This window comes from uncultured Pseudoteredinibacter sp. (assembly GCF_947502065.1).
Taxonomy (GTDB): Bacteria; Pseudomonadota; Gammaproteobacteria; order Pseudomonadales; family Cellvibrionaceae; genus Pseudoteredinibacter.
The window spans coordinates 15,347-41,931 of record NZ_CANMYE010000002.1 but is presented as its reverse complement, the minus strand read 5'-3'; the positions used below and the strand labels follow the sequence as shown (position 1 = coordinate 41,931).

At 47.3% G+C, this 26,585-nt stretch carries 18 protein-coding genes; 11 read left to right on the top strand and 7 right to left on the bottom strand.

All coding sequences use genetic code 11. From position 1 onward, the window contains the following. Window positions 1-8 precede the first annotated feature (8 nt). The gene (locus Q1A41_RS06935) at window positions 9-1,610 is read right to left on the bottom strand and encodes a 5-guanidino-2-oxopentanoate decarboxylase (protein WP_299976283.1); all 1,602 of its coding nucleotides are present in this window, start codon (window positions 1,608-1,610) and stop codon (window positions 9-11) included. 100 nt (window positions 1,611-1,710) lie between these two features. On the opposite strand from Q1A41_RS06935, the gene Q1A41_RS06930 reads away from it, so the two are divergent. Next, window positions 1,711-2,592, top strand: a complete 882-nt coding sequence (locus Q1A41_RS06930) for a LysR substrate-binding domain-containing protein (RefSeq protein WP_299976280.1) — start codon at window positions 1,711-1,713, stop codon at window positions 2,590-2,592. 141 nt (window positions 2,593-2,733) lie between these two features. Then, on the top strand, window positions 2,734-3,450 hold the full coding sequence (locus Q1A41_RS06925) for a DUF3334 family protein (RefSeq protein WP_299976277.1): 717 nt from the start codon (window positions 2,734-2,736) through the stop codon (window positions 3,448-3,450). Window positions 3,451-3,458: 8 nt separating this feature from the next. Here Q1A41_RS06925 and Q1A41_RS06920 read toward each other — a convergent pair whose 3' ends face one another. After that, window positions 3,459-4,163, bottom strand: a complete 705-nt coding sequence (locus Q1A41_RS06920) for a rhomboid family intramembrane serine protease (protein WP_299976274.1) — start codon at window positions 4,161-4,163, stop codon at window positions 3,459-3,461. Window positions 4,164-4,238: 75 nt separating this feature from the next. Here Q1A41_RS06920 and Q1A41_RS06915 point away from each other — a divergent pair, with 75 nt between their 5' ends. Next, entirely contained in the window at window positions 4,239-4,922 is a 684-nt protein-coding gene (locus tag Q1A41_RS06915) for an SDR family oxidoreductase (protein ID WP_299976271.1), read from the top strand. Between the two features lie 138 nt (window positions 4,923-5,060). On the opposite strand, the gene Q1A41_RS06910 is transcribed toward Q1A41_RS06915, so the two are convergent. From Q1A41_RS06910 to Q1A41_RS06895, 4 genes are all read right to left on the bottom strand, one after another. Beyond that, window positions 5,061-6,200 (bottom strand): acyl-CoA dehydrogenase family protein, encoded by a 1,140-nt coding sequence (locus Q1A41_RS06910; RefSeq protein WP_299976268.1) that lies wholly within the window; start codon window positions 6,198-6,200, stop codon window positions 5,061-5,063. A 38-nt stretch (window positions 6,201-6,238) separates the two neighbouring features. After that, the gene (locus Q1A41_RS06905) at window positions 6,239-7,441 is read right to left on the bottom strand and encodes an acyl-CoA dehydrogenase family protein (protein ID WP_299976265.1); all 1,203 of its coding nucleotides are present in this window, start codon (window positions 7,439-7,441) and stop codon (window positions 6,239-6,241) included. A gap of 19 nt (window positions 7,442-7,460) precedes the next feature. Then, window positions 7,461-8,636, bottom strand: coding sequence for an acyl-CoA dehydrogenase family protein (locus tag Q1A41_RS06900; RefSeq protein ID WP_299976262.1), 1,176 nt, complete (start codon window positions 8,634-8,636; stop codon window positions 7,461-7,463). Between the two features lie 165 nt (window positions 8,637-8,801). After that, window positions 8,802-9,842, bottom strand: coding sequence for an AraC family transcriptional regulator (locus tag Q1A41_RS06895; RefSeq protein ID WP_299976259.1), 1,041 nt, complete (start codon window positions 9,840-9,842; stop codon window positions 8,802-8,804). 345 nt (window positions 9,843-10,187) lie between these two features. Between Q1A41_RS06895 and Q1A41_RS06890 the strand changes: the two genes are divergently transcribed. From Q1A41_RS06890 to Q1A41_RS06855, 8 genes are all read left to right on the top strand, one after another. Continuing rightward, a complete protein-coding gene (locus tag Q1A41_RS06890) occupies window positions 10,188-12,347 on the top strand; it encodes an EAL domain-containing protein (RefSeq protein WP_299976256.1) in 2,160 nt (719 codons plus the stop codon). Window positions 12,348-12,361: 14 nt separating this feature from the next. Continuing rightward, on the top strand, window positions 12,362-14,158 hold the full coding sequence (locus tag Q1A41_RS06885; RefSeq protein ID WP_299976253.1) for an EAL domain-containing protein: 1,797 nt from the start codon (window positions 12,362-12,364) through the stop codon (window positions 14,156-14,158). 35 nt (window positions 14,159-14,193) lie between these two features. Beyond that, window positions 14,194-18,132 carry a response regulator gene (locus Q1A41_RS06880; protein ID WP_299976250.1) on the top strand — a complete coding sequence of 1,313 codons (3,939 nt, stop codon included), beginning with the start codon at window positions 14,194-14,196 and terminating at the stop codon, window positions 18,130-18,132. A 49-nt stretch (window positions 18,133-18,181) separates the two neighbouring features. Beyond that, window positions 18,182-19,015 carry a CheR family methyltransferase gene (locus tag Q1A41_RS06875; protein ID WP_299976247.1) on the top strand — a complete coding sequence of 278 codons (834 nt, stop codon included), beginning with the start codon at window positions 18,182-18,184 and terminating at the stop codon, window positions 19,013-19,015. A 207-nt stretch (window positions 19,016-19,222) separates the two neighbouring features. Next, window positions 19,223-21,700: a M1 family metallopeptidase gene (locus Q1A41_RS06870; RefSeq protein ID WP_299976244.1), complete on the top strand. Its 2,478-nt coding sequence runs from the start codon at window positions 19,223-19,225 to the stop codon at window positions 21,698-21,700. A gap of 91 nt (window positions 21,701-21,791) precedes the next feature. Beyond that, window positions 21,792-22,334 (top strand): DUF6702 family protein, encoded by a 543-nt coding sequence (locus Q1A41_RS06865; protein WP_299976241.1) that lies wholly within the window; start codon window positions 21,792-21,794, stop codon window positions 22,332-22,334. A gap of 262 nt (window positions 22,335-22,596) precedes the next feature. After that, complete coding sequence (locus Q1A41_RS06860) at window positions 22,597-23,916, top strand: hypothetical protein (protein ID WP_299976238.1); 1,320 nt, start codon at window positions 22,597-22,599, stop codon at window positions 23,914-23,916. A 277-nt stretch (window positions 23,917-24,193) separates the two neighbouring features. After that, entirely contained in the window at window positions 24,194-24,577 is a 384-nt protein-coding gene (locus tag Q1A41_RS06855) for a thioesterase family protein (protein ID WP_299976235.1), read from the top strand. 219 nt (window positions 24,578-24,796) lie between these two features. Here Q1A41_RS06855 and Q1A41_RS06850 read toward each other — a convergent pair whose 3' ends face one another. Beyond that, the gene (locus Q1A41_RS06850) at window positions 24,797-26,104 is read right to left on the bottom strand and encodes an amino acid permease (RefSeq protein WP_299976232.1); all 1,308 of its coding nucleotides are present in this window, start codon (window positions 26,102-26,104) and stop codon (window positions 24,797-24,799) included. Between the last annotated feature and the right edge of the window lie 481 nt (window positions 26,105-26,585).

The following is a 26,585-nucleotide window of genomic DNA, read 5'->3' as shown; positions in this document are numbered from 1 at the left end:
TTAATTCGTTATGATTGAGGTAAAAAATCGGCTTCGCGAACTTCAATAACTGTGGGCATATTGTGCTCACCGTGTTCACGCAGTAGTTCAATAAGTTGAGTTGGGTTTTCAGCTCGCGCTGCACGACAGCCATAAGCGGAAGCAATCGCTAAAAAGTCTGGCGTGTGAATGTCACAGGCGATGGGCTGCATGCCGGCCGTTTCAAAATTTTGCGCGATCATTTCATAGCGCTGGTTATTCCACACTACCACTGCGATAGGCAGCTGTGCTTCAACGGCTGTTGATAATTCATTGATGGTAAATTGCAAACCGCCATCACCGATTAAGCTAATCACTGGCAACTCTGGCTTTGCGAGTTTTGCACCGAAGGCGGCGGGTAATGCGTAGCCAAGCGTACCGTAACCTGTTGCAGCTGAAGCAAAGCGGCGAGTACTGCGTGCTTGCAATTGTGCTGCTGCGAAGTAGGCGGGCTGCGTTGAATCGCCCAAAATGGCAGCTTCGGGTAGCGCTTCGTATAGAGCATCCAAAAAGATTTGGTAATTTTCATCGACGCTTGGGGCGAGCTTTGCGCGCACAGCCTTGCTGCGCTGCGCACCAGCGCGTGCGGTAAAATCTAATTCGGGCAGAAGTGCTTTAATGGCTGCAGTGCTATCGGCTTGGATTGCAATATCGGGGCGAGCGTTACGACACAGCTGTGTGGCATCAATATCGATGCGGATCAGCTTGCCACCAAGTGCAAAGCCCCCGTCAAAGAAAAAGTCGTAATCCGTTTCGCTAAATTCGGTGCCAATACCCAGGATTACATCGGCCTGTTGATAGAGGTCGCGTACAGCCTGGTAGCTTGGGCTGCTATTTATCAATAGCGGATGCTCGGGTGGCAGAATACCTTTGGCGTTATGGGTCAGGGTGGTGGGGGCATCCAGTTTTTCAGCCAGCGCCAAGGCGAGCTCAGCGGCATCGGCGGCACCGCCACCCAGCGCCAACACAGGCTTTTCTGCACTATTTAGCAATTCAGCGGCCGCTTTAATACTTGCTTCATTGGCTGCTGGTCGGCTTGGTAGTGGCCAGGTTTGAACCTCAACATGGCTGGCATCAGCGGTGATGACATCTAGCGGCATTGAAAGGTGTACAGGGCCTGGGCGTTGGCTATGAAAAATGCTGAAAGCGCGAGCTAAGATCATCGGCAGCTCGTCCACTCTTGATACAGTGTGAGCCCAAACACTGCTTTGTTCCATGGCGCGCTGCAAATCCGTGGTCTCGTGCAGGCGACCTTCGCCCAAGCCTTTTTCGTGGCGATTGTTATCGGCTGAGATCACCAGCATTGGGACAGAATCTTGTAAGGCTTGGCCCATAGCAGTGGCGATATTCAGTGCGCCTGGGCCGGATACCGTTACGCAAGCTGCCGGGCAGCCGCTGACTCTCGCATAACCGTCAGCCATAAAGCCGGCGCCTTGTTCGTGGCGCGGGGTGACATGACGAATATTAGTTTGGGGGAGGCCGCGATAGAGTTCGATGGTGTGGGTACCTGGTATGCCAAAAGCCGTATCGATACCATAGGCTTCCATCAATTTGGCCAATAGCACGCCACCGGTTTGTATTGCCTGATTCATCGCTTGCCTCCTTTATTTCAATGATTCAAGCATAGATCCCTTGGCAGATTTTGAATAACGATTTATTCTCCATAGTTCATTCCTAAAACTCATTAAGTCTATGGCCAAGTATTTACCTAGCACACAGGCATTACAGTGTTTTGATGCCGTCGCAGAATTGCTCAGCGTGACCCGTGCCAGCCAGCGATTAAATATGACCCAAAGTGCAGTAAGTCGCCAGATAGCAGGGCTTGAGGCTGGGCTGTCGGTACAGTTATTTCGCCGCGAGAAGCAGCGACTCTACCTTACGGAGCGAGGTCGAGCCTACTGGGAAGAGGTGAGGGAGCTGTTGCGTCGATTGCATAATGCCTCGCAACGTTTACAGGGTAAGGTCTCTGGTAGGGTACGCTTGGGGGTTGAGCCTGCAATCGCGAGTCGCTGGCTTGTGCCTAGGTTGGCGGCCTTTAAACAACGCCATCCAGAGCTTGATATTGAGTTGCAGACCGATATGGAAGCTTTGTATTACGGTTCGGCGAGCTATGATATTGCCATCCTCTATGGTTTGGGCGACTGGCCCGACCTTGATGCTGAGTTTCTGATGGCAGATAGCCTGGTAGCCGTGTGTGCACCTTCTCTGTTGCAACAGTTTGGTAAGATTCAGCAGCGTGAAGAGAGTTTGCGCTACCCCTTATTGCATCACACCTCAAAACCTTCTTCGAGTGGCGCTTGGTTACGGGCGGCGGGTTTATCAGATCATGAAATCGATGCGCTAGCTGGGTCGCGTTTGCAGAGCTTCAGTTTAATCTCACAGGTAGCCACTGAGGGCTTGGGGCTGGCGATATTACCTGATTATTTTGTCGCAGCCGATATACAGGAGGGTAAGTTGGTGCAAGCTTGTGATGAATCTTTGCCCTGCGAGGAGCGTTATTTTGTGGTTCGGCCAAAAGACCGAGGGGAGGATTTAGCTGTCGATGCTGTTCAACAATGGCTGCTGGGTTTGTAAGCACTGGCAAAACTGACCTTCCCAACTATGCTTATGGTTAAAATTAACACTATGTATGCATAAATTCTTGGGCTTTGCCGCCGATACTGCTATGAACGAGACGCGTATTCAGTAAGAAGTGCATAGGGAAAAGGAAACAGCATGAGCAGTTTAAGCCAGGTTAATAGCCAAGAGTCCAGCAATGTCGTTGTGGGCCCAGAAGATATACTTTTAGAGCTCTGCGGCTCTGTTTCCACCGTGTTAACAACCGCCTGCCACAAGCCTGTGCGCCACGCGCAAATGATTCAATCGATAAAGACTACCAGCTTGAAACCCGATATTTCCGGCTTTGTGGTATTCGAAGGTGGCTTTACTGGCTTGGTGGTGCTGAATTTTAGTGCGGCGGCGGCGATGGAAATTTACCAAGATTATATGCTCAGCATGGGTATGGATGAATCCAGTTTGGCTTTGCAGCACACTTCTGATGAGGTTTCCGATATTGTAGGCGAATTGATGAATCAGATTGTTGGTGATTTTATCAATAAAGTGAATATGCGCCTGCAGAGCTGTGTTGACCAAAGCCAGCCTAAGGTGTTGACCTCTGGTCGTCAGCTGACAATTTCAATCGATGCTGGTTTACAAGAGCCGGTCACCAAGCGCGTAGCTTTTTACACCAATGGCAATAATAACTTCTACTTGGAATACTCCATGGATAATACCGAATTTGTTGCCACTAAAGATTATATTGCTGAAGATGCGCATGATCCGGATGCCGTCATTGCAGGGCACCAGAGCGCTATAGAAAACGCCAAAATTACTTCGGTAAGCAGCGGTGGCAGTGATGACAGTGATGCGCTATTGAGTGAGTTAGGTTTATAGTGCCTGGCTTAATGTTTGTCGCTTTGTCTTTCTACTGTTTGATTGTCCACTGAATCCTCTAGCCAATACGGGTTTTCATCCAATTGGCTATCATCTTCCTCTTCCCATGAATAGATTTTGCGCTCGGGAAGAGGGTCCCGGTGGCGCATAAGAAAGGCCATTAGCACTCCCATCATTGCTCCAAATAAATGGAGCTCATAGGATATTCCAGGCTCACCTGGAAAAATGCTCATCAACATTCCGCCATATAAAAAGAAGGCGATCATTAACAGTGCGGTAGAGCGCTTGTCTCGTCTTAATAAGCCAATGACCAGTAAGTAAAAAAATAAACCATGGCTTAAACCGCTGGCACCAAAATGGAAACTGTCGCGGGCGAAAAACCAAGTGAGTATCCCAGACCCCAGCCAAATAACGATAAGTGCATAGTAACGACTGCGCGGATAACCTAAATACAAACCGGCAATTAGTATCAGCAAGGCCGATATATTATTGATGACATGTGACCACGAGCCGTGTAATAGAGGCGCTAACAAAATGCCCAATAAACTGTCAGTTTCTCTAGGATAAATGCCAAGCTCCGGCATGCTAATATGTAAAACTTGGCAGATTCCGAAAATTGCAACTAATGCCGCGCAAAACATAATGCTGACTAATATAGCCGATACTATGCTGCTTGATGCTGTCTTACGATTTGCGCTGGGGTAGTCGGTCATATTTGGCGATTTCACTCTCATTGTGAAAATAATTTGATAATCACAATAACAACAGTAACAAAAGACGAGATAAGTATGAAGCAAGGCGAGTTTGAAAATAAAAGGGTGGTCGTTACCGATAGCGATAACTATATGGGACCGGTAGCGGTTGAGCACTTTCGATCATTGGGGGCCAATGTCCTAGCTTGGCCGGCAGCGCTGGATAGTAATGAGGCGGTAGAGGAGCTAATGGCTGAAGCGGGTCAAACTGATATTCTGATTGCTAACTTTGGCACTGAGCCTCGTCCTAACAAAGTGGAAAATATCACGGATGAAGACTGGTTTTCCTTATGTGATGGTTTGTTGCATCCATTTATGCGTGTGGTGCGTGCCTTTGCTGGTCAAATGAAGCTGCGTGGGCAGGGTAAAATTGTTGGGATGACCAGCGCCTCCCCTTTACGAGCAATATACGGTGCCAGTGCATATTCAGCCATGCGCGGAGCGCAAAACGCCTTTGTACGAGCAGCCGGCAGTGAGCTGGCGAGAGCTGGCGTACAGTTCAATGCAATTGCGCAAAACTATGTTGAAAATGATGCTTATTATCCGCTGGAGCGTCGCGAGAGTGAAAAGTTTAAAGAAGAGCTAAAACAAGTTCCTGCTGGGAGATGCGCGCCCGCCCAAGAAACCGCAAATCTAATGGCGTTTTTGGCCTCTGAGGGGAATACACATATTGTTGGACAGGCGGTACCGTTTGCGGGTGGCTGGGCGACGAATACTTAATGAGAGTATTGCTTGCTAAAGATTACCAACAAAAAACGGGCATAAATAATGCCCGTTTTTGTTTTCGCCCGGCAATTGCTCAGTCGTTTTGGCCAATTGCCGGCGGCCTAAAGTGACCAATGCTTTATGTGTAGCACCTTAAGCAAGAATTAATGGCGCCAAGCGTTTGCGGTGATAAGCTGAATCGCCATAGTGTTGCTGGCTCCATTGAGCGCGGCGAATATATAGCTGGGCATCACACTCATAGGTAAAACCCATGCCACCATGAAATTGCACGGCGCGATCGCCGGCAAACAGCAGCGCATCATTAGCGCTGGCTTTCGACATGCGACAAGCAATCTCGGCATCGCGGGTAATATCACCTTGGCTATCGGCTAACAATGTAGCGGCGTGGTAAACCTGTGAGCGAGCGCCCTCCATCATATTCAGCATATCCACGGTAGGGTGTTTTAAAGCCTGATAAGAACCTATCAGCTTATTAAACTGTTTGCGAGTATTTAAGTACTCCACGGTTAGGTTTAAGCAAGCCGCTGTCGAACCGACGGATTCTGCTGCGATTAGCAAAGCACCAATCAGCTTAACATCAGCTAAGGCATCTGCAGCTGAGGTAGGCATAAGCTGCGCTTCGCTGATGCTGAAATCGTTTAAGCTTACAATGCCAGCACGTTTGGTTTCGTCGATCAGTGTGTGAGTTTCAATCGCAGAGTTGTCTAGTTCGGAGCGCTCTATAATTACCAGGCGCTGTTGTTCGCCTTGTTGGCACAAGACGATAAATATCTCAGCTTGTGCGGCCGCTTCAACCAAAACTTTGCGGCCATTTATTTTACCGTCTGCACTCAAGTTACATTTACTTAGCGCTGCGCCCCAATCCTCATTATCCAATAGCGCTAGCGTCGCAATTGTGCCACTGGCTATCATGGGTAGATAGCGAGTTTTTTGTGCCTCACTACCGGCGCGTTGAATGAGTTGTGCCGCTAGGGTGCTGGCGAAAAAAGGTGTTGCCAATAACTGACGCCCCATGCTTTCGGCGATGGGAATCAGGCAGTCTAAGCTTAGTGCAGAGCCACCATGGGCTTCGTCGATGCACATACCAAGCCAGCCAAGCTCAACCATTTCTTGCCATATCTCAGGCTGAAACCCTGTCTCGCTATCAAGCAATTTTCTTACTGCTTCAATGTCCGATTTGTCTTGGCAAAAGCCACGGGCGGCTTCTTGAATCATTTGCTGATCTTCGCTGAAGCGCATATCGGTGTTGGCTTCAATATTAATAAACGTCATTTTCGTATCCTGTATTAAATGCTCAATATATTGCTTGCTTATTTAGGCAAACCAAGAGCATGCTCAGCGATAATGTTTGCTTGTACCTGGCTGGTGCCACCGCCAATGGTGGCTGAGAAGTTATTGAAATAACCTCGTTGCCATTGGCCGCCTTCGATTGCCATATTGTCGCCAACATAGAGGCCACCTTTGGCACCTTGTAGGCTCACGGCGTATTGTCTGGCGCGACGGAATAGTTCGGTGGCGATCAACTTACCGCTGAGGGCCAGTGAAAAGGGGTAATCGGTACAAAGCTCAGGAATATCTCCGCGCTCTTTCATTAGGGCTAGAGACTTTTCTTCGATTAAAAACTGTACCAGCTGATCTTGAACGACAGGATCTTCTAATAGCGGCTTGCCATCACGCTCAATGGTTTTGCAGCTGTGAAGCAAATCTTCCATGGCAATTGGCAAGAACTTATAGGTACTTGCCTGGCCGCCATGAACGCTGCGCTCGTATTCCAAGGTGCGCATAGCCACTTTCCAGCCTTGGTTTTCTTCGCCCATTAGGCAACTGGCAGGAATTCGCGCATCATCGAAGAAGGTCTGGCAAAAGCCATACTCGCCAGTAATCTTTTGAATCGGAGTTGTGCTGATGCCGTCGGCATGCATGGGCGATAGGAAAAACGATAAGCCGGCGTATTTGCTGGGTGCATCTGGGTTGGTACGTGCCAACAAAATCATGTACTTGGCGTAGTTGCCAAAGGTCGTCCAGATCTTGCTGCCATTGACAATGTAGTCATCGCCATCGCGCACCGCTCGGGTTTGCGCATTACCCAGATCTGAACCATGATCGGGTTCAGAGAAGCCCTGACACCAAATATCATCAGCCGTTAAAATGCCTTTGATGTACTTTTGCTTTTCTTCTTCTGTACCCATATCCAGAATTAATGGGCCGGCCCAGCCGAGGCCAATCACATTAAAAATGATCGGGGCTTTGTGGTTCATCAATTCTTCGTCGACAATATTTTGATAAACCTGCGGCATACCGCCACCGCCATATTCTTTAGGCCAAGCCATGCCAAGGTAGCCAGCTTCATAGACCTTTTTCTGCCAGGCAATTAAAAACTCAAGCTGCTCTTCACTGCCAACCTCCATAAAAGATTGTGGCAATAAAAAGCCAGGGTCCTCGGGTATATTATTTATCAACCATTGGGAAACTTCAGCGCGAAAGGCATCCAAGGTCGTTGCATCGGTTTGCATAATCTTCTCCAAAACTCGCTTATAGCTGATACTGACGCGACGCTAAATCACGCATAATTTCTTCTGAGCCACCGCCGATAGCATTGACTCGGACTTCACGATAAATTCGCTCGGTTTTACAACCGCGCAGATAAGATGCGCCGCCTAAGATTTGGCTGGCTTCTTTGGCGCAAAACTCCATGGTTTCACTGGCCTGAACTTTCAACAAAGCTATATCACCAAAATCGCCTCGACCTTCGGAAAGCTCGCGGGTGACGAATTGAATATACGCTTGGGTAGCGTTGATGCGTTGCTTCATCTCAGAAATTTTGTGACGAATGACCTGGTGCTTAGACAAAGGCTTGCCAAAAGTTTTACGATCCTTCGCCCAGTTAACCGCTTCATCTAAACAGCAGCGGGCGCAGGCTTCCATATTGACGATCATCGCCATGCGCTCACTGTTAAAGTTATTCATGATCACTAAGAAGCCATGTCCTTCTTCGCCAATTAAGTGATCGGCAGGAACTTTAACGTTGTCGTAGTAAATGGTCGCGGTGTCAGAGCACCACCAGCCTTGTTTCTTGTCTAGCGGTGTGCGACTAACACCTTCTAAGTGGGTAGGGATTAACAACATAGAAACCCCCATTGGGCCATCTTCACCGGTGCGTACAGCCGTGCTGATCCAATCTGCCCCCATACCGCCTGATATGAAGGTCTTGCTGCCGTTGACGATGTAGTAATCGCCTTCGCGGCGAGCGGTGGTTTTGATATTAGCTACATCTGAGCCGCCGCTTGGTTCGGTAATACCAAGTGAAATGCGTTTCTCACCGCTTAATACCTTCGGAACCACCTCTTCTTTAATGTGGTCTTGGGAGAAGTTTACCACTGGAGGTAAGCCAATGCCGTGCACTAGCAGGGTGCTGGCAATACCGCCTGCAGAGCCGATACGGCCAAGTTCTTCGTTGACAATCTGGGCGTGATACAGATCGATACCTTCGCTGATGCCGCCGTATTGCTCAGGGTAGCCTAGCTGCAGCAGGCCCACATCGGCGGCTTTTTTCCACATTTCGTCAGGTATCTTGCCGGCCTCATCCCAATCGTCAAAGTAAGGGGCTACTTCGCTATCAAGGAATTTGCGCAATTGACTGCGCCAAGCCTCATGATCTTCAGTGAGATACGGGTTGTGCAAACGGGCGCTATCAAAATCTAGGGACATGGGCTTCTCCAACAATTCTTATCATGACCAAGGGATTAATGCCGTTAGTTTGGCAATCCTAGGCGGTAGAACCATCAATCTTAGAGCGGCTGTAGAGCCCTTGCATTGGAATTGGTGCCAGCCGATTTGGCATAGGTGCCAAAGCGAAAAGATGCTCGTAGAGGCTTAAGGTGTAGGGCTTACCGCCTCGCCACCATGCTGCTGGGCATAGTCCTTAGGGGAGATGCCATGCCAGCTTTTAAAGGCGGTGGAAAAGGAAGATGAGTCGGCATAGCCTAGTAAAAAGGCAATTTCAGTTATGCCCATTTGTTGGTTTTTAAGAAGCCTGGCAGCGATGGCCGAGCGAATATCTTGTACCTCATTTAAAAAATGCGTATTACGCTCGGAGAGACGCCGCTGTAAGGTGCGTCTAGAGATGCTTAGCTCTTCAGCAATACTGTCGATGCTCATGGCGCCACTGGGCAGCGCTTTCACAATGGAGCGACGCATTTGGCGTAAAAAGCCGTCTCCACTATCGCGGTCAACGGCGCCTAGGATATTCTCATGCAGGCGAAGGGCAGCGGCATCTAAAGGCTTAACAAGCGGGTAATCCAAAGCGGCAATATCAAAAAAGAGGCCGCTGAAGGCTTGTTCAAAAAAGAGCTGCTCGCCAAATATTTGATGATGCAAGCTGAGGTCTTCTGGTTCGGGGTAGGCGAAGTACGCTTTTTCTATTTTAACTGGCTGAATACAGACCGATTGCAGTAAGGAAACCGAAGAAGCCAATATCATGTCAGCAAAGTACCGCCCGCTATGTTCGTTATTGATCAGCGGGTTCCATTGTGTGCGTATGCAATCCCCTTCGCGAATAACCACTGACTCGCCGATATCACCTTGCATTTCCATCACGCTTGGCATCATGTTGAGCCATTGTCTTAAGTTGTCACAAATACGCGGTAGATAGAGTATTAAAGAGACCAGGTTTAAGTAACTAACGCGCCCGACCAATAAACCGATATCTTCGTTACCACTTAACTTAGCTAGGCGTTTGGCCAATTTGTAAATAGCCGCAACCGGCATACGAAAATCGGGATTCTCGAGCCACAGAGGATCCAGATCGCAGTCGCTGATCAAGCGCTGGCGTGAAACGTTCAGGCTGTCGGCCAGTTGCATAAAAAGCAAGGCTTGGCGGCTGGATACCGTCCAGCTAGGGTCGATGATGGCCATTAGCTAGCGGACAGCGGGCTGTGGTTTGGCGTATTTACTTGGTAACTCATTGAATTCGTTTCAGTCATTGATCAGTAGAGGAAGCCAATTGCTTAGGAGCTTGCATTTTCAATGAAAGCTGTTGGCCGGGTCAACTAAAAATCGAGCTGTGAGCTGAAAATATAATAACTTTGCCAGTAAATTGCATTCAGCGTTTGCTGGTCTAGTCTTCAATTTAAGGCGTCATAAAAATTAGTTTCTTAATTGCTATGACAGCTTTATATCTATCCATAAAAATTATCGAAAAACGGGCACAAGTGGTGTGGCTGCATAGGCCTCGTGCAAAGGATTTGGGAAGGGTGTCAAGTGAATGCAGCATTACCACGTCCAGTGATCCTGGTGACTGATGACGTACTGGCCAATCGTGTTGCCATGCGTCAAGTATTAAAGTCTGTTGATGCGGATATTATCGAAGCTTCCTCGGGTAATGAAACTTTGATGATGATGCTTAAGCACGACAATATCGCATTGATACTTCTCGATATCAATATGCCAGAAATGAACGGCTACGAAGTCGCAGAGCTTTTGCGCTACGAAGAGCGAAGCCGTTGCGTACCTATTATTTTTGTTACTGCCGCCTATAAAGATGAGCGTCATGAAATGCTGGGTTATATATCCGGCGCGGTGGATTATATTGAAAAACCGGTTGAGCGTGACATTCTAACTTCCAAAGTTAATGTCTTTTTGCAATTGCACGAACAAAAACAAAAGCTTGAGAGCCTAAATAAGCAGCTTAAAGAAAACTATCAACAATTGAAAATTGAAGTTGGCGAAAGGGTTAAGGCAGAGCAAAATCTACGCAAGCTATCTGAAGCTGTAAAACAAAGTCCTGCTTCGGTGATCATAACCGATGCCAATGCAAAAATTGAATTTGTTAATCCGACTTTTACTCGCCTTGCTGGTTACTCAACCGATCAAGTGCTTGGTGAGAGTTTGCGTTTTCACCAATCAGGTTACAACCCGGAGAGCGCCGAGCAGTCGATTCTAAACTCGATCGAAACTGGGCAGTCCTGGTGCGGTGAGCTGCATAATAGAAAACAAGATGGCAATCTTTATTGGTCCTACACCACGATATCGCCTTTGTATGATGCTGGTGGAGAAATTAGCAACTATCTGTGTATTGAAGAAGATATTACGGTTCGTAAGGATTATGAGCGACGCTTGCTGAAGCAGGCGAATTTCGATGAGGTGACTGATCTACCAAATCGAATATTGGCGCTTGATAGAATTAGTCAGGCTTTTTCAATCGCCGAAGGTGAAGAGCATATTTGCCCGCTTTTCTTTATCGATATTGATGGCTTAAGAAGAATAAACGAAACCTTGGGGCACGATGCTGGGGACCGAGTGCTGGTGGAAATCAGTCGTCGCCTCAAAGAGATGGTGCGCGCGGGTGATACGGTAGCGCGCATCGGCAGCGATGAGTTCCTGATTATTCCCCAGGGGATTAGTGATGCTTCAGCCGCGGCTGCAATGGCTACCAAAATATTGTCAGTGATTGAAGAGCCGCTAACTATCGATGCGCAACCTGTAAGAATGTCCTCCTGTATCGGTATCAGTCTCGGTAACAATTTTAACGATGATCCGCAAACGGCTATTCAAAATGCTGAGTCGGCAATGTACCGCGCCAAAGAGATGGGGCCTGGCAACTACCATTTCTTCAATGATGATATTAATCGCAGCACACAAGAAAAATTGCATTTGGAGCTACTGCTTCATAAGGCCGTAGAAGAAGAGCAAATGCAGCTATGGTTTCAGCCAATTGTCGAGGTGGCAAGCGGCAAACCTGTAGCGGCAGAGGCTCTGTTGCGTTGGCATAATAAGGAGCTCGGTTGGGTCAATCCAGAGGAGTTTATTGAAATAGCTGAGGGCAGCGGGCAAATAAACGCACTTGGCCTGTGGGTGCTAAGAAAGGCAGAGTTTTACTCTAAATACTGGCAGTCAAAGTTTCATCGTGATTTAACCGTGGCTGTAAATGTATCTGTCAATCAGTTTCATGATCCTAGATTGTTTGCAGAAGTTAAGAGAATTCATGCAGACAACGAGAAAAGGATGGGGGGCAACGAGGCAAAGCTAGAGTTAGAAATAACTGAACGCTTATTGCTAAGTGATAGTGACAAAATTGGTAAGCAATTGATCGATATTCGTGATCTGGGCTTCAATATGTCTATCGATGATTTTGGAACCGGCTATTCATCATTAAGCTACTTGAAGCGTTGTCCTGTAAATACCGTAAAAATAGATAAATCTTTCATTTTCGGTTTGCCGGAAGATCAAGAAAATGCAACCTTAGTTACCGCTATCGTTGCTATGGCTCATGGTCTTAATTTGACAGTAATCGCCGAAGGAGTAGAAACCAAAGAGCAGTGGGATTTTTTAAAGCAAGTCAATTGCGATTTAATGCAAGGGTTCCATATAGGCAAGCCTATGCCAGCAGAAGACTTTGAATCATTCTTGTCTGAAAACTGAATGGAGAGGCATTAATGGAACCGATTCCAAAAATACTTGTTACGGATGATGTTGCCGCTAATCGAATTGCTATGCGTAAATTGCTTCGGCGTCATGATGTCGAAGTTTTAGAGGCCAGTGATGGGAATCAAGCTCTGCAGCTTGCCTTAACTGAGCCTGATATAGCCCTGGCACTGTTGGATGTACAGATGCCGCAAATGACGGGCTATGAAGTGGCTACCTTACTTCGTCAAGAGAATCGTACACATCATATCCCCATTATCTTTCTTACTGCGGTGGCAAGAGATGAAAGAAATGAGCTTAATGGTTATAAGTCTGGCGGAGTCGATTACATCCATAAGCCCATTGATGCTGAAATTCTGTTGGCCAAGGTCGCTATATTCGTAGAAATGTGGCGTATGAATTCTCGCCTTCATCAGGAAGTCGCTTTTCGCAGAGAAGCTGAAGAGAAGATAAGGCATCTAGCTAAGCACGATATGTTGACGCGTTTACCAAATCGTAGTCAGTTGTTGGATAACATTAACCAAGGCGTTGCGCGTGTTGATCGCTATGGCGGCAAGCTTTCCGTTTTGTTCTTAGACCTGGATGGTTTTAAGCCTGTAAACGATATTTATGGCCATGAAGCGGGTGATTTTGTATTGAAAGAAATCGCCAGCCGCCTTCGAAATATGATGCGGCCTACGGATACGGTTGCTCGTTTTGGTGGTGATGAGTTTGTTATTTTGATGACCGATGTGCAAGATCGTGACTGCATCATACCTAAGCTGCAAGCCATTATCTCTACTTGTGCGAAACCTATTCACTGGCTTAATCATAAACTCGAGCTAAGCATTAGCCTTGGGGTATCTATGTACCCTGGTAATGGGGCTGACGCGGCTGAGCTTATTAAGTCGGCTGACAGCGCAATGTACCGAGCCAAAGAAGCTGGAAAAAATTGTTTTCGTTTTGTAGTTGATGGGCAGAGCGAAAGTGAAAAGCAATATAAAGCCATGTCGGCATACCTTGAGCGTGCTCTTGAGATGCAGGAAATGTTCTTGCTTTATCAGCCTATCCACTGCGTTGAAACCTTGGAGGTGGTCGCTGCCGAAGCACTGTTACGTTGGCAGCACCCAGAGCTAGGCATGATCGAGCCCGCTACTTTTGTCCCCGTAGCTGAATCCAGTGGTGTGATTGATCGCATTGGGGATTGGGTTATCACAGAGGCGCTGTCGGATTCGCTTCGTTGGTGGAACGAAACGCAGCAAAAAGTCCGAGTGATGGTAAATGTCGCTACCGCGCAAATCAGTGAGAATGGTTTTAGCGGTAACGTTAACGATTTTCTAAGTCCTGTCCTCGCGACCGTAGGCGAGTCTGTTTCGGTAGAAGAGCTGGACGAATTCCTGGGGGTGGAGGTAAAAGAAAAGATTCTTGCGCGCCCCTTCGACTCAGTTAAGCAGCAGCTTGGCAACCTTAAGCAATGTGGTATTGGTGTTTCTGTGGATAACGTTGGAGCTGATGTCTCAGCGTTGAACTACTTAAAAAATAATTTGGCCTCCCAGTTGAAGATTGATCGCGCTGTTATCAAGGAGGTTCCGGGCAATGAGGCTCAGGAAAAAATAGTGAGGTCTGTAATGGCTATTGCCCATATTTTTGACATGAAGGTAATTGCTACAGGCGTAGAATCTAAGGAGCAATACGATTTCCTTAGGGATATTGGCTGCGATTATGTGCAGGGTTTTTACTTTAGCCCGGCTATCAGTAATGAAGAATTTAAGACTTATATATGCGGCTCAAGCGAACTGGAGTCAGCCTGTGTTTTAGAGCATAAATAAGTTTAATGGGACTTACGTGAAGAGCTATTAGTTTTATGAATAGGTTGAAATTTACCCTAATACTGTCATTTTTCTTGATTGCCATCTTGCCTCTGGGTGCGCTGGTGTACATTAGCAGTGCGGTTTACTCCGATATTATTCATAAGGAAGTTGGTAATTCTCTATCAGCCATTGCCGATCATAAACTGACACGCTGGAAAGACTATGAAAAGCAGCAGCGCCAAAGAATTAAGCTCGTTTCTAGATCTTCTGTTCTACGAGAGAACGTAGCGAATCTAAGGCGCCTTTTTGAAAGTAATAGCGGGGCTGCCTTAGAAAATTCAAAAGAAAGCAAGGTTATTCGCAATATCGTTCGAGATATTAAGTCGGTAGCCGGTTTTAGAAGCTTCTACCTTTTAGATCCTAATGGCACTGTTCTTTATCAGGATGCATATAGCGATTCAGCAGGCTATAGCATTTATGAGGGGCGCTACCACGGTAGCGGTTTGCAAAAGCTTTTCGATCGATCGTTAAATTCTGCAGAGCCTGTGATGTCGCCTTTTGTCGAAGATGTAAATTATCCGGGCACCTTCACTTTCTACATCGCGATGCCCATTATGGATGGCGCTTCGCTTACCGCTATTATTGTCGAGCAGTTTGATAATAGAGAACTCATTAATATTGCGCAGGATTACACCGGTATTGGCGAAACTGGCGAAATTGTTTTTGCCACGCAATATGAAGGTTCTGCGCTATTAATGGCTCCACTGCGTCATGTAAAAGGGGCGACCTATAAAAAACGTATTGAGATGAGTGGCAAATGGGCCAAACCCATTCGTGAAGCTCTGGCCGGTAATAGCGGCGTGGAAGCTTCACTGGACTATCGTCCAGTGCCAGTGCTTGCGGCTTGGCACCCAATCGAGTCGGCCGGTATTGGTATGGTTGTGAAAATGGATGAGGCTGAGGCTTTTAGTCAGTTAGAAGCTCACAGTAGGGATATACTTGTCCTTTTGGCCACTGCGATAGTCGTTGTAGGCATGGCGGGCTATTTTCTCGCTCTTCGCATCGTGCAGCCAGTTACGCAAATGGTGAGAAGCGCTAAGGAAATCACTAAAGGGAATTTGGATCAGAAAGTTCCAGATTCTAAATGGTATGAGTTTAACCAGCTGGGCAATGCTCTAAATGCCATGGTGGGCCACCTGAAAGAAACGATCAGCTCGGTAGAGTCTGATCTGTGGTACAAGGATAGTATGACTAGGTTATCTGAAGTGCTTGGGGCGGATCAATCCACTCAGGTTCTTTCTCGAAATGTTATTCGAGTTTTATCAGAACAGTTAGAAGCGCAAGCAGCGACGATCTACTTTTATGTTGGTGATCACCTAGAGTTGATTGGCCACTATGGAATGGGTGAGGCTCCGGAACTCGAAGCTCTGGTATCTACAGAGCAAGGTCTTGTTGGTCAGGCAATTCAAGACAGAAAAACCATTGTTGTTAACTCAAGTGGTGATTCTGAAATCAAAATGGTGGTGCGCACTGGTACCCAAGAAACAATGGCTAACTCTTTAATGATTGTGCCGCTGTTGTATCACGGTCAGGTGGTAGCATTAATTGAATTGGCTTGGCTCGGTAGTCCTTATGAGCGTACTGCAGAACTAATTGATTATTCTTCTGAAAGCATATGCCTTGCTTTAATTGCTGCTGAGCAACGTGTGCAAGTACAAAATATGCTGGAGGAAAGCCAGGCGCAAACCGAAGAGCTACAGGTGCAGCAAGAGGAACTGCGAGTTGCCAACGAGGAGCTGCGTAAAAAAGGAATAGAGCTTAGAGTACAAAGTGAAAACCTTCGTACCGCAAAAGAAGAGACTGATCGCCAAGCGAGAGAGCTTGAAGCCGCCAGCCGTTATAAATCTGAATTCCTGGCGAATATGTCCCATGAGCTGCGTACGCCCTTAAACAGTTTGCTGATTCTTGCGCGATCTTTAATGGATAACGAAGATGGTAATCTAGTAGAAGACGAGGTTGAATCCGCCTCCGTTATTCACGACAGTGGCAAGCACCTCTTAGGCTTGATTAATGACATTCTTGATATTTCCAAGGTGGAATCAGGCAAGATGCAACTTAATATAGAGCCGGTCAGTGTCTCGGATTTGTTGTTATCGGTAAAAACACGTTTCGATCACATGGCAAAGGAAAAGGGCTCGGAATTTGTAATTGAAGCTGATAGCGATGTGCCGGCTCAGATCCATACAGATGGTGCAAAATTGAACCAAGTTTTAATTAACTTGATTGGCAACGCCATTAAGTTTACCGAGCGAGGTATCATTAAATTACGTATTCACACCTCGGCTGATTCGGCAGGTGATACAAATTTGAATTTTTCAGTAGAGGATACTGGCATCGGTATACCTGAAGATAAGTTGCAAACTATCTTTCAGGCTTTTCAGCAAGTTGATGGGTCGATCAGTCGCGTATATGGCGGCACCGGCTTAGGTTTATCCATTGCACGCAAGTTGTCGGAGGTGCTGGGCGGCGATATCACAGTGAGTAGTGTTGTGGGGCAGGGCAGCTGTTTCAGCTTAGAGATACCGCTATCTGCACTAGCAGCTTCTAACGGACCGCAAAAGTCCGCTGCCAACTCAGTCGCATTATTACAGCAAGAAGTTGCCAAGGCTCCGCTGGATGCTGAAGGTAATTTCAAGGATGATCGACAAAATTTGCAGGCCGGCAAGCCACTGCTGTTGATTGTAGAAGACGACGAAAAATTCTCTGATATCTTATTGCAGGCCTGTCACCAGCAAAATTGCCAGGCCATTGTAGCTGCCGATGGTGAATCTGGTATCGCTATGGCTGAGCAGTATCCCGTCCAAGGGGTGATTTTAGATTATATGCTTCCTGGCTTAGATGGTAGCGATGTGTTAGCTGCGCTTAAATCTACAGCCGCTACCCAAGATTTACCTGTACATGTGTTTACCGCCTTAGATGGTTTATCGGATATGCAGATAATGGGTGCGGTTGGCAAGTCCTTAAAGCCTTCATCACCAAGTGAAATCAAAACGGTTATTAACCAGCTGGTGAATCCAGATGTCACCCAATTAAAAATGCTGGTGGTAGAAGATGATCACGCGACTTTCTTAGCGCTTACTCGTTTACTGCGAATGGAAGGGGTTGCACTCAGTCAAGCCAGATCGGGTCAGGAAGCGGTGGACCTATTGCGAGAAAAAACCTATGACGGTGTAATACTGGATTTAGGACTGCCTGACACTAATGGCTTTGAGTTGTTGCAGCAGCTTGATGACGATGACAAGGCAGACCTGCCGCCTGTGATTATTTACACGGGCAGGGACTTGAGCCTTGAAGAGCAGGATAAGCTCGGTCGTTTTACCCAGCAAATTGTAATTAAGTCAGATGATTCGGCCGAACGTATGCTAGAAGAGATTCACACTTTTGCGAGCTTGGTGTGCCGCAGCAATGAAATCGAAAAAGAGCAGCAAGCAGGCCCGGCTGAATCGGTAGGTGAAGAATCATTGAATACCAAGGAGCTTAGTGAACAACAATTGGTGGCTAATGCTAAGCCCGCCGTTCTTAATAATGACGAAGATATCGACCTGGATGGCCGCACTATTCTTTTGGTTGATGATGATATGCGTAACACCTTCGCCCTAGCCAAAGTATTACGTAAACGAAATATGGTGGTGCACTTAGCCCCGGGCGGCGCTGAAGCCATTAAGCTCTTGCAAGAGGAGCAGGATATAGAGTTGGTGTTAATGGATATTATGATGCCTCAGATGGATGGTTATGAAACCATGCGCCGAATTCGCGAAATTGAAAACTTACAGAGTATTCCAATCTTAGCCTTAACAGCAAACGCCATGAAAGGTGACAAGGAGAAGTGCCTTGAAGCAGGAGCTAATGATTATCTGCCCAAGCCTATCGATGTTGATCGCTTGCTAGTGTTGATGCAAATGTGGTTACCGATTGAAGAGCAGCGAGTTTAATATCTAAGGTAGCCTGCATTCAATGATAGCACTTAGTAACCGAGCAATTATGGATAGCGTTCAACTTGGTCAAGAGGGTTGGCAGGAAGAGCATCGGCTAATTCTAGGCTTGATTCAAAATGAGCTTGGCTGGAGTTACGAGGGTTATTCCATGCCCTCATTGGAGCGCCAAATTAATAGAGTTGCCCGCGATCTTTGCGATGGTGATAGTTTGGCCTTGCTGCGCTGGCTGCAGTTTTCACCTAGAAAAAGAGCACGCTTATTGAGAGATGCTCTTACTGTCAATGTTACCGATCTATTTCGTGATCCAGAGTTTTTTCTTGATCTCAAGCAGCAATGCTTTGGCTATTTGTCGGAATTTCCGCAAATCAAAATATGGCTTGCCGGCTGCTCTACTGGTGAAGAGGCTTTTTCATTAGCCATAATGCTGCACGAGGCCGGTCTGTTAAAACGTACAGAGATTTTGGCAACGGATCTAGATTTTGCATGTCTGAGGCATGCACGCAGCGGCGTGCTGTCAGGGCCTTTAGCTAGGCAGGAAGCTGAGCGCTATCGCAACTCTGGTGGCCAGGCCAGTTTATTAGAGTACTTCAGTTTAAGTTATGGCTTATCTAAGTTGCGCCAAGAGTTACTGGATCACATTCACTTTGCGCAGCATGGTTTGCGTGGCACCGCACCGGGTGAGCAGTTTCATATGGTGCTCTGTCGAAACGTAATGATTTACTTTGGGGCAGATCTCAAGAGCAGGGTGCTGCAAGGCTTTTACCAATCCTTAATTCCACGCGGCTACCTTTGTTTGGGGAATAAAGAAAGCATAGAATTTCCCAAGGGGGTGGAGCTGCACCAGTTGAGTCGTCACCGTATTTATCGGATACAGCGCTAGTTGTACAAAAAACACCCAGCTCGTGATTTGTCCTATCACTTGTTCAACTTACCTCAATATCGCGAACTGCCCCTGCCAAGCCCTTCCATCTCGCAGGTATTAATCCTAGAATGTCCGGTTTTGGTGGTTTGGGGCCATAAGTTCAAAGCTACCACTGAGAAGGGCTTACCCAGCCTGATCCTATTAACCTAATTGAGTCTATCATCCATGAAAAAAGCAACTTTGCTTTCCTGCCTATTGTTGGCTGGTTTTGGTAGTCAGCTATCGACAGCGGCTATCTCCCAGACCAAGGGCGATTTTGAAGACAAGTTCCGTCAGTTAGACGAAGTGCTACCTACGCCAAATATCTACCGCAACGCGGCTGGCGAGCCGGGCCAGCAGTACTGGCAGCAAGAGGTGGACTATAAGATCAAGGTTAAGCTTCTAGAAGACAAGCGTCGTATTGAAGCTAGCCAGAAGGTTTATTACAAGAACAACTCGCCTTACACCCTGAAGTACCTATGGGTGCAATTGGATCAGAACAAGTTTAAAAACGACTCAATGGCAGAAATGACCACTGCCTTTGCCGGTATCGGCCGTCGTGGCCCTTCAACTAAAGCTGCCAGCGGTAGTGCGCCGGCTAAGTTAAGCTTGGCAGAGCTGCGTCGTCACCAGTTTATGGAAGATAATGAGCTGGGTTATACCATCAGCAATGTAAAGTCTTCCGGTCGCAATTTGGACTACACCATTGTAGGCACCAATATGCGTATTGATCTGCCAAAGCCATTAAAGCCGGGCCAGAGCACTCAGTTTGATTTAGATTTCGCCTTCAATATCGTTGAAGAGAACGCCGTTTGGGCACGTGCTGGTTATGAGCACTTCCCAGATGATGCTCGCGAAGGCGGTAACGACATTTACCTATTGGCTCAGTGGTTCCCTCGTATGGTGGCTTACACCGATTACGAAGCTTGGACCAATAAAGAGTTCTTGGGTCGCGGCGAATTCACCTTGGAATTCGGCGACTATGAAGTAGAGATGACTGTTCCTGCGGATCACATCGTATCGTCTACCGGTACCCTACAAAACGCTAGCCAGGTGTTGACCGCTAAGCAGCGATCTCGCTTGAAAAAAGCAGAAACCGCTAAGCGCCCTGTATTTATCGTGACCGAAGAAGAAGCTTTGGAAAACGAAAAAGAAGGCACCAGCAAAACCAAAACCTGGAAGTTTAAAGCCGATAATGTACGTGACTTCGCCTGGGCCTCTTCCCGTAAGTTTATGTGGGATGCCAAAGGCTATAAGCAGGGCGGTAAGGTACAAGATCATGTAATGGCCATGTCTTTCTACCCGAAAGAAGGTGGTGATCTTTGGAAGAAGTACTCTACTGAATCTGTGGTTCACACCATGGAAGTCTACTCACGCTTCTCGTTTGATTACCCGTATCCGGTAGCTCAATCGGTTAACGGTCCTGTAGGTGGTATGGAATACCCAATGATCACCTTTAATGGCCCGCGTACCGAACTACAAGATGACGGTAGCCGTACTTATTCGCAGGCGGAAAAGCGCTTCTTGATTGGCGTGGTGATCCACGAGATTGGTCACATCTATTTCCCAATGATTGTGAACAGTGATGAGCGTCAGTGGACTTGGATGGACGAAGGTCTAAACAGCTTCCTTGATGGTGTTGCGGGTCGTGAGTGGGATCCAACCATTCCTTGGGGCGTAGAGCCACGCGATATCGTAGATTACATGAAGTCTTCTACCCAGGTGCCCATCATGACGCAATCCGATTCGGTATTGCGCCTTGGCCCGAATGCTTATACCAAGCCTGCTGCCGCGTTAAACATTTTGCGTGAGGTGATTCTTGGTCGTGAGTTATTCGACTTCGCCTTTAAAGAGTATTCACAGCGTTGGATGTTTAAGCGTCCTACGCCTGCCGATTTCTTCCGCACTATGGAAGAAGCTTCTGGTGTTGACTTGGATTGGTTCTGGCGTGGCTGGTTCTACTCTACTGATCACGTAGATATTTCTTTGGATCGCGTTTACAAGCTACGTTTGGATACCCGTGACCCAGATATCGACTTTGCCCGTCAGCGTAAAGAAGAGCAGGATAAGCCTGAATCTTTCTTCAATATGCGCAACAAGGCTGAAGGTCGCAAATTGTGGGTAGATATCAACAGCGATGTCAGCGATTTCTACGACGATAACGACCGCTTCACTGTGACCAATAAAGAGCGCAATAAATACAATAAATTTATTGATGGCTTAAAAGATTGGGAGCGTGAAACTCTAGAGCGCGCTGTTAAAGAAGATAAGAACTACTATGTTCTAGACTTCTCAAACAAGGGCGGTTTGGTAATGCCTATCTTGCTGCAATTGCACTTTACCGATGGCACGACTGAAGATCAGTACATTCCAGCAGAAATCTGGCGTCGTACCCCCAAAGCCGTTAAGAAGCTAATTGTTACTGATAAAGAAAAAGAGCTAGAGCGTGTTGTGGTTGATCCACACTGGGAAACTGCGGATGTTGATAATGAAAACAACCATTATCCGCGTCGTATTATCCCTTCACGTGTTGAAGCGTTCAAAACCAAGAAACGCTCTGGCAAGGTTCATCGCGATATCATGCAAGATATTAAGACTGAGCTAAAGACTGATGAAGACGATAAAAGTGAGAAGAAAAACGGCGAGAAGAAAGACGCTGAATAATTCTTGAACTTTTCTTAAAATCCAAGGCCCCTGTATAGATACCTTTAAATGGTGTTTATACCGGGGCTTTGTTTTTGGTGGAGGAATTTGAATGAATACTTTACTTCGATCCTGGCTTGCCTTGCTAATGCTTGGACTGGCAGCTACGGCCAGCGCACACCAGCAAAAGGCAGGCATTACCGATGTGCTGTTTAATCAGCGCAGTGGCAAGCTAGAGGTGGCCCATCGTTTTTATTTGCACGATGCTGAGCATGCTATTAAGCATTTATTCGGCAAGGGCGCTGATATTCATAATGACAAGGCCACCCAACAACGTTTTGCTGATTACCTGAGCAATAGCTTTGAGATACGCGGCGCTGATGGTGAGGCGATCAGCTTAGAGACTTTAGGTTTTGAAGTGGATGGCCGTTTTATCTGGGTCTATCAGGAGATGGATTTACCGGCGGTAATGCCTGAAGAGTTGTGGTTTAAGCAAGATGCTCTGCGCGCGCTTTGGAGCAAGCAGATTAACACGGTCAATCTAGAAGCTCGTAACCTGAAAGGCGCCAGAATTGGTGCTGGCAAGGCCCAGAGCTTAAGCTTTAGTGCCAACGACGATTGGAAATCTATCGCGCTTCCTAAAAGCTGGAAGTAAGCTTCTTTAACGGCGGCGAATCCTTGCCGCCTGCTCTTAGTGGTGGCCAATGTGCCAAACAATCGCTGCCGCTATTGCCCCTCTGTCATTTCCTTTTTCTGCCCAGGTGTAGCTAGCCCCTTGTTTTATAAGCCAATTCTTGGCTGGCATAGGCTTTGCAATAATCTTTGAACAAGAGTTATCAAACGAGTAACGATGTAAGTGATCTGTGCCGCTAGGTGCACAGGTTTGTCCGTTTTTATAGATGCAGGCTTCCACGATCATGAGTAATGCCCAGTTGCAGAGCGCTAAAACCAATGCTGGTGAATCCGATTACGATTCCAATGCCCTTATGGGTCTGGCCCAGTTAATGAGCCGTGTTTTTGCCGGCGAAGACTTAGCCCTAGAGGCTCAGCAGTTGCTGCAGCGAGCGGGTGAGGGTGATGCCATCGCGCTAATGGATCTTTCTGTTTTGCTACAGCTGCGGGGTGACGAGGCAACAGGGGTGGCATTACAGCAAGAGGCGCTAAGCATTCAACAGCATTTTCAGTTAATTCCTAAGGTGCCCCAAAGCCCATTAAAGGTATTGGCCTTGATGGCGCCCGGTAATCTAATGACCAATACGCCGCTGGAATTTTTGGCTGAAGGTGCTGGCTTTCAGTTGGATTTATTATATATCAGCCCAGATCTACCGCGACCACTGCATTTACCTGAGCATGATGTGGCTTTTGTGGCGTTAAGTGAATTAGAGCGCAATCGTGAAAGCTTGGATCTTATCAATTCTATGATTGCCGATTGGCCGCGCCCGATTCTAAATAAGCCAGAGGCTCTGTTATGCATGGGGCGTGATCAAATTTCTTATCGTCTACAGGATATGCCCGGCCTTGATGTGCCTATTAACGCCATTGTGAATCGGGATCAGTTGGCTTATCTATGTATCCATCCGGGTGAGCTTAAGCAAGTTTTATCGGATGCTGAGTTTCCGCTGATTATTCGCCCTTTGGATTCCCATGCGGGTAACGATTTGGCTTGTGTTGAAGATGCTACCGCATTGTTAGAGTACTTACAGTCTACAGCGGGTGAGTTATTTTATTTGGCCCGTTTTGTGGATTATCGCAGTGCAGATGGGCAGTTCCGCAAGTACCGTATTATGCTTATTAATGGCGAGCCTCATTTGGCCCATATGGCGATTTCTGATCATTGGATGGTGCATTATCTAAATGCTGGGATGATGGAAAGTGAAGTTAAGCGTAAGGAAGAAGCCGATACTATGGCGAGCTTTAGTCAGGGTTTTGCACAAAAGCATCGTGCAGCCTTGCGTAAAATTTATGAGGTTTCAGGTTTAGATTATTTGGGAATCGATTGTGGTGAATCTCCGAATGGTGATTTGTTGGTATTTGAGGTCGGGGCGTCGATGAATGTGCATGCGATGGATCCGGTGGATATTTTCCCTTATAAGCAGCCACAAATGCAGCGTTTGTTTACGGCCTTTGAGTCGATGATGTTGGGCGAGCATTTGAATTTCCGTATTGCGCGCCGTCGGGCCGCTGCGCCGTTTTCTGAGCCGCCGCGTGGCGAGCCTGGGCAGGCTGTGGGTGGTTAATCGCTGATAAATCAGTGCGGACGAATCGGTAAAAATTGCCATTTACCCTATGGAACGAGCGGCGGCCTTCCAGGCTTCCCTCTCTCCTAAAAAAGCCTCACAAAAAGACGTGAGTCTTTTTTACTCATTCGGCACTCGCTCTTTATTGTTCCAAAGGGTAAATGGCAATGTTTACCTTGCGGCGCGGGTTATTTGCCTGGGAGGCTAAATCTAGTTTGAATGGTGCGGGCTTAGCGATTACCCTAATCCGCTAGTACCCAAAGAGATAATATTAACAATGCACCAAATCCCCATCCTACCTCGCTCTTCCGAAACCAACTCTGGTGGCCATATTGGCGCTACAGCTCTTTCTGTGTGGTTTGAAGAGGGCTGCCAAGCCTTCATTATGCACATATTGCCTGGTTTCGATTTCAACTACTTTATGGCCCGTACCGAGCAAAACTTTCTGCGTGAGATTTTTCATGGCACTGAGGTTTCCGTAAGAAACTATGTGCATAAGATTGGCAATAGCTCAGTCTCTATTGGTCATCAGGTATGGCAGAAAAATCAACTGTGCTCCGAGGCGATCTCAGTGATTGTTTACGTTAGCCGAGAAAGCAATAAGCCTGCGCCGTTGCCGGACTTTGTTCGTGACACATTAGAAAAGCATCTGAAGTCGTAACAACTTTAGGCCTATTGTTAATGGGGGCAAGCCAATTTTTAAAATTAAGTAAGTAGTTAGGTAAAAGGGCGGCTAGGTTTCTGGAACAATAAAGAGCGAGCGCCGAAGGAACAAAAAAGACTCGCGTGTTTTTGCGAGGCTTTTTTGTGATGGAGGGAAGCCTGGAGGGCCGCCGCTCGTTCCAGAAGCCTAGCTGCCCTTTTACCGGTCGTCCGCCACTTAACTTTCTCTTTGGCCACTTTGAATCCTCTTGGTCAACCAATAAAATCCAAAGCCAATAACGATCAAAACGGCACTCATATAAACCTGCTGGGTTTTATAAATCGCAATGTAACTTAAGCTCCACAACATCAAGCTTAAATATACAACAGCAGGTATCGGAAAAAACGGCATTTTAAATGGTCGTGCTAACTCAGGTTCGCGACGGCGAATAACAAGCAAGCCGATGACGGTAAGCACACTGTTTAGGCTTAGGGTAAAGCCTGCAAAAATTAAAATGCTCTCAAAACTGGCACTTACAATAAAGAGCGCCGTTACAATCGCTTGAACGATAATGGCGATGCTGGGAATGCCCTGCTTGTTGGTTTGTCCTAGCTTTTTAAATAATGGGTAATCTTGCCCAATAACCTGTAAAACTCTAGGCCCCGCCATGAGCATGGCGCTTACTGTAGAGATTAATAAAATGGCCAGTATGCATGCCATAATCATAGCGCCACCTTCACCATAAGCGGCCTTGGCGGCGATATAGCCTATTTCGACTTTGCCTTGTAAATCTTCCATCGGGGCGAGCAGTAAGAAGCTGCCGTTTAATAACAAATATAAAATGACCACTACAATAGTGCCCAGCAGTAGTGAGATGGGAATATTTCGTTGCGGGTTTTCTATTTCGCTACTCAGGTAGGTAACGGCGTTCCAGCCGGTGTAGGCATAGTTCACATAGATAAGTGATACCGCAAAAGCTGCGGTGCCCATCAGTTGGCTGTCGCTGATTTGGGGGGCAAAGCTGATGCTTTGCAAGCTTGGTGCTAGGGCCAAGGCGCTGGCGCAAAATCCTAAGATGAGTACGACTTTGATTAAGGTAAATAGGGTTTGAAATTGCCCCGAGCTGCTGCGTTTTATGCTGTGTACGATGGTGATAATTGCGAGCAGGGCCAGTGCGCAAGTTTGCGGGTTTAGGGTTGGCCATATGGCGGCTAGATAATTGCCGAAGGTGAGGGCAACCAGTGCCGAGGGGGCTGCAAAGCCTACGGTGGCCGATATCCAGCCGGATACAAAGCCGGCAGAGGGGTGGAAAATTCGGCTAATAAAGTGATATTCACCGCCAGATCTTGGCAGGCTAGCGGCCAGTTCCGAGTAGCACAGGGCGCCACAGAAGGCGATGATACCGCCGATTAGCCATAGCAGTAAGATGGCGAAGGGCGATTGAATATCGACAAGTTGGAATCCTAAGCTGGTGAATACGCCGGTGCCAACCATGTTGGCGATAATGACGGCGGTGGCGGTTGGGGTCTTGAATAGTTGAGTCATAGTGGTGTTTTTATTATTGGTTTTTCTGCACTGTAGCATGTTGTGTGTTGATGCGCAGTGCTTGCTTCTTGATATATAGATCATGAATCGTGGATCGGCAGAAGGTGGGGGCTAGCTCCTGGAACGATCGGCGGCCCTCCGGGCTTCCCTCAACCACCAAAATACTTCGCAAAAAGACGCGAATCATTTTTCTTCGTTCGGCGCTCGTTCTTTACTGTTCCAGGAGCCAGCCCCCACCTTCTGCTAACAGCCGTTGAGATTATAAATATGTGGATCGCTGGCCGAGAAAAGGCGGGGTAAAAGCTCTGGAACGAGCGGCGGCCCTCGGGACTTCCCTCAGTCACTAAAATGCCTCGCGAAAAGACGCGAGGCATTTTGCTTCGCTCGGCGCTCGTTCTTTACTGTTCCAGGAGCCAGCCCCCACCTTCTACCAACAACCCTTGAGATAATCAATATATGGATCGCTGGCCGAGAAAAGGCG

Excerpts from the sequence above, each read along its gene's own strand:
- Q1A41_RS06935 (WP_299976283.1), bottom strand. The coding sequence starts at position 1,610 with ATGAATCAGGCAATACAAACCGGTGGCGTGCTATTGGCCAAATTGATG.
- Q1A41_RS06930 (WP_299976280.1), top strand. The coding sequence starts at position 1,711 with ATGGCCAAGTATTTACCTAGCACACAGGCATTACAGTGTTTTGATGCC.
- Q1A41_RS06925 (WP_299976277.1), top strand. The coding sequence starts at position 2,734 with ATGAGCAGTTTAAGCCAGGTTAATAGCCAAGAGTCCAGCAATGTCGTT.
- Q1A41_RS06920 (WP_299976274.1), bottom strand. The coding sequence starts at position 4,163 with ATGACCGACTACCCCAGCGCAAATCGTAAGACAGCATCAAGCAGCATA.
- Q1A41_RS06915 (WP_299976271.1), top strand. The coding sequence starts at position 4,239 with ATGAAGCAAGGCGAGTTTGAAAATAAAAGGGTGGTCGTTACCGATAGC.
- Q1A41_RS06910 (WP_299976268.1), bottom strand. The coding sequence starts at position 6,200 with ATGACGTTTATTAATATTGAAGCCAACACCGATATGCGCTTCAGCGAA.
- Q1A41_RS06905 (WP_299976265.1), bottom strand. The coding sequence starts at position 7,441 with ATGCAAACCGATGCAACGACCTTGGATGCCTTTCGCGCTGAAGTTTCC.
- Q1A41_RS06900 (WP_299976262.1), bottom strand. The coding sequence starts at position 8,636 with ATGTCCCTAGATTTTGATAGCGCCCGTTTGCACAACCCGTATCTCACT.
- Q1A41_RS06895 (WP_299976259.1), bottom strand. The coding sequence starts at position 9,842 with ATGGCCATCATCGACCCTAGCTGGACGGTATCCAGCCGCCAAGCCTTG.
- Q1A41_RS06885 (WP_299976253.1), top strand. The coding sequence starts at position 12,362 with ATGGAACCGATTCCAAAAATACTTGTTACGGATGATGTTGCCGCTAAT.
- Q1A41_RS06880 (WP_299976250.1), top strand. The coding sequence starts at position 14,194 with ATGAATAGGTTGAAATTTACCCTAATACTGTCATTTTTCTTGATTGCC.
- Q1A41_RS06875 (WP_299976247.1), top strand. The coding sequence starts at position 18,182 with ATGGATAGCGTTCAACTTGGTCAAGAGGGTTGGCAGGAAGAGCATCGG.
- Q1A41_RS06870 (WP_299976244.1), top strand. The coding sequence starts at position 19,223 with ATGAAAAAAGCAACTTTGCTTTCCTGCCTATTGTTGGCTGGTTTTGGT.
- Q1A41_RS06865 (WP_299976241.1), top strand. The coding sequence starts at position 21,792 with ATGAATACTTTACTTCGATCCTGGCTTGCCTTGCTAATGCTTGGACTG.
- Q1A41_RS06860 (WP_299976238.1), top strand. The coding sequence starts at position 22,597 with ATGAGTAATGCCCAGTTGCAGAGCGCTAAAACCAATGCTGGTGAATCC.
- Q1A41_RS06855 (WP_299976235.1), top strand. The coding sequence starts at position 24,194 with ATGCACCAAATCCCCATCCTACCTCGCTCTTCCGAAACCAACTCTGGT.
- Q1A41_RS06850 (WP_299976232.1), bottom strand. The coding sequence starts at position 26,104 with ATGACTCAACTATTCAAGACCCCAACCGCCACCGCCGTCATTATCGCC.